The 7,224-nt window shown below is 62.0% G+C and carries 7 protein-coding genes and 1 pseudogene; all 8 read right to left on the bottom strand.

Going from position 1 to position 7,224, the window contains the following annotated elements; translation table 11 throughout:
* Positions 1 to 107 precede the first annotated feature (107 nt).
* Positions 108 to 1,316 carry an IS91 family transposase gene (locus NKJ90_RS33010; RefSeq protein ID WP_352487743.1) on the bottom strand — a complete coding sequence of 403 codons (1,209 nt, stop codon included), beginning with the start codon at positions 1,314 to 1,316 and terminating at the stop codon, positions 108 to 110.
* Positions 1,317 to 1,326: 10 nt separating this feature from the next.
* Positions 1,327 to 2,187, bottom strand: a complete 861-nt coding sequence (locus NKJ90_RS33005) for a site-specific integrase (protein ID WP_352487742.1) — start codon at positions 2,185 to 2,187, stop codon at positions 1,327 to 1,329.
* Positions 2,188 to 2,294: 107 nt separating this feature from the next.
* Positions 2,295 to 2,636 carry a GntR family transcriptional regulator gene (locus NKJ90_RS33000; protein ID WP_352487744.1) on the bottom strand — a complete coding sequence of 114 codons (342 nt, stop codon included), beginning with the start codon at positions 2,634 to 2,636 and terminating at the stop codon, positions 2,295 to 2,297.
* Positions 2,628 to 2,768, bottom strand: a pseudogene (locus NKJ90_RS32995) (FAD-dependent oxidoreductase); the annotation flags it as partial. The pseudogene NKJ90_RS32995 and the gene NKJ90_RS33000, both read right to left, overlap by 9 nt.
* 664 nt (positions 2,769 to 3,432) lie before the next feature.
* Positions 3,433 to 4,365, bottom strand: coding sequence for a DMT family transporter (locus NKJ90_RS32990; RefSeq protein WP_352487741.1), 933 nt, complete (start codon positions 4,363 to 4,365; stop codon positions 3,433 to 3,435).
* Between the two features lie 431 nt (positions 4,366 to 4,796).
* Positions 4,797 to 5,213: an aspartate 1-decarboxylase gene (gene panD, locus NKJ90_RS32985; RefSeq protein WP_352487740.1), complete on the bottom strand. Its 417-nt coding sequence runs from the start codon at positions 5,211 to 5,213 to the stop codon at positions 4,797 to 4,799.
* A gap of 57 nt (positions 5,214 to 5,270) precedes the next feature.
* Complete coding sequence (gene bioZ / locus NKJ90_RS32980) at positions 5,271 to 6,254, bottom strand: 3-oxopimeloyl-[acyl-carrier-protein] synthase BioZ (RefSeq protein ID WP_352487739.1); 984 nt, start codon at positions 6,252 to 6,254, stop codon at positions 5,271 to 5,273.
* Positions 6,251 to 7,224: aminotransferase class III-fold pyridoxal phosphate-dependent enzyme (locus tag NKJ90_RS32975; RefSeq protein WP_352487738.1), on the bottom strand; the 974-nt coding region annotated here is incomplete at its 5' end. The genes NKJ90_RS32975 and bioZ, both read right to left, overlap by 4 nt.

Below are 7,224 nucleotides of genomic sequence, written 5' to 3'. Positions count from 1 at the left end.
TGCTGGCGACAGCCAGGCTGCGACTTTGACTAGCGGCGCGCAAAGGCCCTTCGGCGACTGTAGCAGACGCCGGGATGGACGGTGCGAGCGTGTCGGTGCGCAGCGTGTCATGAGGTGTCTGGCCAGGTCGGGGCCTTGCGCGGGATCGGGCCGAGCGAGGCCATGGCGCCGCCGCAGCCCGGACAGATGTCCAGGGAGTGCCCTGTGAGACAGCGGTAACGCTGGCGATAGTCGGCGGTCGGGTCCGGCGTCGGCGGCGTGGGCGCCGCCAGAAGAAGACGGCACTGGGCGAGCTTGGCGACGCGGTGGCCGTTGGCGAGGAGGCCGTAATGGCGGATGCGATGGAATCCGTCTGGAAGAGCGTGCAGCAGGAAGCGCCGGATGAACTCGTCGGCGCTTAAGGTCATGAGCTTGTGTTTGGACTTGTCGTGGTGGCGATAGTCCTTCCAGCGGAAGCTGACCTTTCCCTGGTCCAGGCTCACGAGGCGGCTGTTGGCGATGGCGACGCGATGGGTGTAGCGGCCCAGATAGGCGAGGACCTGTTCGGGACCGCCGAACGGGGGCTTGGCGTAGACGACCCATTCGATGCGCTTCAGTCCAGTCAGTTGGGCGCAGAAAGTGGCAGGGTCGGCCAGGCTGGCGAGATCGCTGAAGAAGCGAAGCTGGCCGGCGTCGAAGGCGTCCTGCAGGCGCCCCAGGAATAGCCGCCTGAACAGACGCGACAGAACCCGCACGGGCAGGAAAAATCCCGGCCGGCAGGCGATCCATCGCTGGTCCTCGGCCTTCGCCGTGGCAGGATCGAGCGACAGGCCGCCGCCCGGCACGACGCAGTGGACATGCGGATGATGGTGGAGATTTTGAACCCAAGTATGAAGCACGGCGACCATGCCGATCTCGGCGCCCAGATGCCTGGGATCGGCCGCCGCCACCCTCAAGGCTTCGGATGCGGCCTTGAACAGGATCGTATAGACCGCCGCCTTGTTCTGGAAGGCGATCTCAGCGATCTGGGCCGGGACGGTGAAGACCACGTGGAAGTATGGGACCGGCAGCAGCTCAGCCTGCCGCTCGGCCAGCCACTGGGCGCGAGCTAGGCCCTGGCACTTGGGGCAGTGACGGTTGCGGCAGGAGTTATAGGCTTGCCGCACGAGACCGCAGTCGGCGCAGTGTTCGGCGTGACCGCCCAGGGCCGCGGTCCGGCACGCCTCCACCGCGGCCATAACCCGGCGCTCGACACGCCCGAGATGGCCGGCATGGTCGCGGCGATAATCAGCCCCGTGACGGTGGAATACATCCGCCACTTCCAGATCCGGGCGCATGGCGCGCGGCTCAGCCGGGCGGCGTGATCTCCATGCGGAGTTGGTCAAAAGGACTGGCAGTCCGGCCGATCACAGCCGTTGAGACCTGGGCGTATAGTGTCGTCGTCGCCAGGCTGCGATGGCCCAGCAGCACCTGAATGATCCTTATGTCCGTGCCGGCTTCCAAAAGGTGGGTGGCGAAGCTGTGGCGAAGGGTGTGCACCGTCACCCGCTTCTCAACGCCCAGGAACTCGCAGGCTGCTCGACAGGCGATCCCTAAGGTCTGTGGGTGGATCGGGCCGCGGCCATCGCGCCGAGGAAATAGCCATCGCCCCGGCTTGGTCAACCGCCAATAGACGCGCAAAATCTCCAGCAGCTGCGGCGACAGCATCACATAGCGGTCCTTGCCGCCCTTGCCCTGCTCGATGCGAATGATCATCCGGCTGCTATCGATGTCCGTCACCTGCAGACGCGCCGCCTCCGCGGCGCGTAAGCCCACCGCATAGGTGGTCATCAGAGCGACCCGGTTCCTCGTCCCCTTCACGGCCTGCAGAAAGCCGACCACCTCATCGGCGCTCAGCACGATCGGTAACTTGCGCGGCGTCCTGGCGTAAGCGATCCGCTCAGGCAGATCAGATCGACCAAGCGTCACGCCGTAGAAGAAACGCAAGGCGCAAACGGTCTGGTTCAACGCGCCCCACGAGACCCTTCGGCCCACCAAGTGGGCCTGATAGGCGCGCACTTCTTCATATCCCAGTTGATCGGGTGATCGTCCAAAAAATCGACTGAACTTCGCCACGTGATGCACGTAGGATCGCTGGGTCTCCGGTGACAAATTGCGGATCGTCAGATCTTCAATCATCCGCTGACGCAGAGGGCTTATCTGGGCCATCTGGGGTTCTCCTGTCTGGAAGGGTGGCTCGACACCAAATCTTCTCAGACAGGGACCTCCTCAGGCCAGACCCGCGCATCAGCTACCGCGGTAGCGGTTTAGTTCAATCAGATTTGCACGCCTAAGGGAATCCCACGCCGATTCAGCCTCAATTCATTCCGCTCTAGCGGCGCTAATTCAAGTCGAAGGTGATAGATTTGCACGAGTTCCTGAATATCCGGATCAGTGATGATCGTGCCGACGCCGTGGACGGATTCGACCAGGCCTTCGGATTCCAGCCGCGCCAGCACCCGGCGTACAGGCGTACGGCTGGTGTCGAATTCCCGGGCCAATTCTTCTTCGGACAGCCGACTGCCCGGTGTGTAGTCTAAGAGACATATTCGGTCGCGCAAAGTATTGTAGATCCAGTCAAAGCGGCGCCGCCGAGGCCGACGTGGCGCGCCGACGATGCGACCTCCTTCGCGCTGGAAGTCCAGCACTTCGCAATTTTCGATGATATCAACCCCATGGCCGCTCGCGGCCCGCGCGTAGCCCCAGGCGACCGCGTCGTGCCGCGCGGTACCGGCCCGGCGCTGCAGCAGAGCTGCGGAACGAGGTCGCAGCGGATCCACAGTCGGTATCAGCGGCGTTTAGCTGCCGATGGCAGGCAGGCCTGTCCGGATCATCGTTGTGGCTCAGCGGTTCCACTGCGGCGCAGTCTTGTGCGGTCGGCGGATCTTCCGAGCGTTTCGACGGGGAGTTGTGGTGCCATGGGCGAACTACCCGGCTCGACCGAAGCGTGCACCACCTTGGGCTTCCCTGGGCGGCAAGGCCTGCGACCAGCTTCGCCAAGAAGGTTGATGCTGCCGGTGAGCATACTGCGCATCGTGCGTCGGCGCGGTAGTCCGCGCTTTGTCGCGCCGAGCGTGATCGGGAATACGATTGGGCGTGGCGGAGAAATCAACGCTGTGGGACGATCATCTGCGACCTTGAGCGGTGCAAGACCATCGCCTTGTTGCCCGACCGTGAGCCGGCGACGGCCCAGGGCCTGGCTCACAGACCAACCGCAGATTGGCGTTGTCGCCCGAGACCGCGGCGGCGGCCACGCTCTTGCGGCCGCGCCGAATTGCGATCCACGTCCTCCCTTTCGCGCACGGATATCCGGCGGTGTGATCGACCTGGTATCACCAACTGCACTCAATCGAGGATGAGGCCTTCCCCACGGTCAGTGAATTTCGCGTATGCCACACTTCGTGGAGAACCAAGTTAAGTCGGATCAGCTACGTTCCTACCGAAGCTCTGACCAATCAGCGCAAACAATCCGGCTCCACAGATCACGGCTGCCCCCACGACGGTAGTGAATCTCGGCACTTCGTCGAAGAACAGATATCCCCACAATGGAACCCACATGATGGCGCTGTACTCGAAAACGGCGATGGTCCCTGCTGGGGCAAGTCGGTAGGCTTGGGCAAGCAATGTCATTCCGGCAGATGCGATTACGCCGCAGCCGGCCATCAGCAGCGTATCGTTGAGCGTTGGCCAGACCCATGGGCGCATAAGGAAGGCGAGACTTGGGTCACCAGCATCTTCAAGGCCACTTGAACTCACGAGAGCGGCCAACACGGGCGCGCAAACGAGGAAGGCCAAATTCTGATAGAATGTGATAACCGCAGCGGTTTCGGTGTCGCCAAGTTTCCTCGCCAGGATCTGGGCCAACGAGTACAGGACGGCAGCCGAGAGCGTTAACGCATATGCCCATTCGAAGGCTGCAAGACCCGGTCTTAACGTTATGATCACGCCGATAAAACCTACCGCCAGAGCCATAAAGGTGGTCTGGTGAGGTCGCTCTCCGAGGAAAAGAATTCCGAGTCCCGCAATGACGAGTGGAGCGACAAAAAAAAGCGCGATAGCATCGGCCAGAGGCAGTGCTGCGATCGAAAGATAGTAGCAAAGGTATGCGCCTAGGAGGATCACTGCACGAATTGTCAGCAGCCCGAAACGCTTTGAAAGAAGGGATCGAATACTCCCGGTCGCGCGCACCAACGCCAGCAGTATGGGCAATGCTACAATTGATCGAACCGTTATCGCTTGGGTGACCGAATACTTGTCCGAGAGTCCTTTCAAAATCGCGTCCTGCAGCGAGAAGATGAGAACGCCCAGGCAGAGAAAGCCTGTAGCTGCTAGGGAGTTCTTCTGCATGGAGTCCTCCGCGTGAGACGACGCAGCCAGCGCCGATTCGGTGGTCTCGATCGGGCCTGCAAGTAATCCACACGTTACCCCCCGCCCCACGGCCAGACGCTATCATCTGCGACAGGCCCGACAGCCGCTCAAAATACTCATCTGCCGCACGACATTATTTCGACTGTCGGCTGAACCTACCGGATAAAGCAGGTGGCACCCCCAGCTTGAACTCGCAAACGCGCGGACTTGCCACCTTCGCTCTCGGAAGGATAACGCCGGATGGCGCAAGTTAGCTAGGATGGCCGCTTCTTGACCGAATCTGGCGGTTTTCCGCTTCGGTGCAGGCTTGAGGTCTCTCTCCAAATCGTGTCCGGGTGAATCGTTGATAAACGCGACACCGTGCAGGGAAATGTCACGCCCCGGAGATCAGGGCAGGAATGGCCAAAGCCTCACCCGCCCTCGTCAAGGATGGAGAAACAGTAACGGCCATGGGCGTCAAGATCGACGGAGTAGCTCAGGCGGTCGAGTATGTGGTTGTCCTGATCGAACGTAACAATCCGCGGCTTCAGCGAGGTGATATGCGCCTCGTCCAGATAGATGGAGTTGCAGACAATGATCTGATCGCCGGGCTGGCAAGTGCGGGCAGCCGCTCCGTTTAGAATACAGCAACGTGAGCCGCGCTCGCCCAGAACGACATAGGTCGAAATCCGCGCGCCGGAATTCTTGTTCCATATCTCCACGAATTCCATGGGCAGGATCCCGGCTTCTTCGCAGTGGTCAGGGTCGAGCGTTATCGAACCGTGGTAGTTGAGGTTCGCTTCGGTGACGTGGATGCCGTGCAGCTTGCCGGCGATTAATTTTCGCATTGGTCTGTCGTCCTATCCATCATGAATGACCAGTCCGTTGGGCGGCCTGTTGCTCGGCTAAATTCCGACGACGAGTGCACCGCCGCTGAGACCCGCACCCGCCGCCGCCAGAAGAAGCTTCTCGCCCTGCCGAAACGGCTCCGCCTGATGAGCCAGCGACAGGGACAGTGGGATCGTCGCGGCGGAAGAGTTGCCGTATTTGGCGATCGTCTTGACGATCGCTTGGTCCGCTATGCCGAGGTTCCTGCCGACGGCATCGAAGATGCGGGCATTGGCCTGATGCGGCACGAACCGGCCGACATCCTGTGATCGCACTCCGGCTGCGGCAAGCGCGCTTCTCGAGCAATCGGTCATCATCTCGACAGCCTTGGCGAACACTTCGCGGCCGTCGGTCATTGTCATTCGGGTTCGCCCGAGATCCAAGCCGTCATGAAACGGCTTGTTGCTTCCTCCCGCGGGAATCTGGATCAGCCCGTAGCGCGAGCCGTCTGAATCCACCGAGGCACCGAGAATGCCCCGATCCGGGTCCTCGCAAGGACCGATCACCAGGGCGCCGGCGGCATCGGCGAAAAGGACCGAACTGGCGCGTTCGGCCGGATTGATACGGCGGCTGAGGATATTGGCGGCAATGACAAGGGTCGATTTGCCATGCAGGCGGGTGAATCCGTCCGCGAACATCAGCGCATAGATGAAGCCGGCGCAAGCGCCGGTCAGATCGACCGCACCGGCGCGGCTCAGTCCCAGCTGATGCGCGACCAGCGGCGCGCTGGGCGGCAGAAGGTGGTCGGGCGTCGAGGTTGCGAGCAACAGCAAACCGATGTCGCCGCGGTCAATACCGGCGTTCGCCAATGCCATGTCGCCGGCCTGCGTGGCAAGACCAGACAGCGTGTCGTCATCCGTTGCCCAGAAGCGCGAACGGATTCCGGTGCGCCGTTCGATCCAGCCAGGTTCGAGCCCGAGATTGCTCTCGATCTCGGCATTCACCACTTTGCGCCCAGGCGCATGATGGCCGAACCCGAGAATGCGCGACGACCTGCTCATGGCCTGGAGCCGAAACGTGCGCCGGCCTCCTCGATGGCGTCATAGAGCCCGTCCAATTCGCCGCCAGTGATGCAATAGGGCGGCATAAGATAGAGGACATTGCCGAGCGGACGGATAAGCAGCCCCCGGTCGAGGAAGAACGCGCGCAGCTTCGGTCCGATCTCGGCGAGATAACCTGCGGAATCGGCTCGAAGGTCGAGCGCTGCGATCGTTCCCGTCGACCGGCAGTCGGTGAAGTACGGATTGTCGCGAAAGCGTTGCAGTCCGGCGACGTGCATCCCGCTCAAGGTCGCGATCCGCTCGGCCACCGGCTCGTCACGCCAGATCTCGACATTGGCGAGTGCGGCAGCACAGGCAATCGGATTGGCAGTGTAGGAACTCGAGTGGAAAAACGTCTTCTTCCGGTCCGTCGAATAGTGGGCCTGGAAGATAGCATCGGTGGCAAGCGTGGCGGCCAGCGGGATGGCGCCGCCGGTCAGGCCTTTCGAGGCGCATAGAATGTCCGGCGATATGGACGCCTGCTCGCAGGCGAACATGGTTCCGGTGCGGCCCCAGCCGGTCATCACCTCATCGGCGATCAGCAGCGTGCCGGAGGTTTTTGCGATGTTCTTCAATTCGGCCAGTACCCAGGCCGGATACATCAGCATGCCGCCGGCGCCAAGCACCAGCGGCTCGACGATCAGGGCGGCGGCGCGTTGGTCGCGGCTCACGGCCTCGAAACGATCCAGCGTCTCTTGTTCGCGCCCCGCTGCCGGAAAGGGGATGGTGTCGACCTCGAACAGCCACGGTTCGTAGGCAGCGTTGAACACGCTCCGGGCGCCGACGCTCATCGTGCCGATCGTGTCGCCATGATAGCTGTGATCCATGACGACGATGCGCGAGCGCGGGGCGCCGATGTTGCGGAAATAACCGAGCGCCATCTTCAGCGCTACTTCGACCGAGGTCGAGCCACTGTCGGAATAGAACACCC

This window comes from Mesorhizobium sp. M0051 (assembly GCF_040323235.1).
Lineage (GTDB): Bacteria > Pseudomonadota > Alphaproteobacteria > Rhizobiales > Rhizobiaceae > Mesorhizobium.
The sequence above is the reverse complement of the archived record's forward strand: the minus strand, read 5'-3'. Positions and strand labels throughout refer to the sequence as shown.